The sequence below is a fragment of the Pseudomonas sp. SIMBA_068 genome (genome assembly GCF_046534705.1).
GTDB classification, from domain to species: Bacteria; Pseudomonadota; Gammaproteobacteria; order Pseudomonadales; family Pseudomonadaceae; genus Aquipseudomonas; species Aquipseudomonas putida.
Genome location: NZ_JAWRYI010000493.1, coordinates 1 through 273, shown reverse-complemented (window position 1 = coordinate 273; position 273 = coordinate 1). Strand labels below are relative to the sequence as shown.

Here is a 273-nt window from a genome sequence, read left to right as displayed (position 1 = left end):
TGGAAAACAATGCTGCGACCGATAAAGCGCCATCCACTCATACCTCACCGGTCGTGCCTGTCACCACGCCGGGAACAAAACCGGATCTGAACGCTTCCTTCGTGTCGGCTAACGCGGAACAGTTTTATCAGTATCAACCTTCGGAAATCATTCTCTCCGAAGGCCGACTGGTCGATAGCCAGGGATATGGTGTTGCTGGCGTCAACTACTACACCAATTCAGGCCGTGGCGTGACAGGGGAAAATGGTGAATTTTCCTTTAGCTGGGGCGAAA

1 protein-coding gene is annotated in these 273 nt (G+C 52.4%); it reads left to right on the top strand.

The genetic code is table 11. The annotated features are described in order from the left end of the window. Positions 1 to 273, top strand: a 273-nt coding sequence (locus SB756_RS30095) for a hypothetical protein (RefSeq protein WP_410913238.1), incomplete at both ends; no start/stop codon positions are given.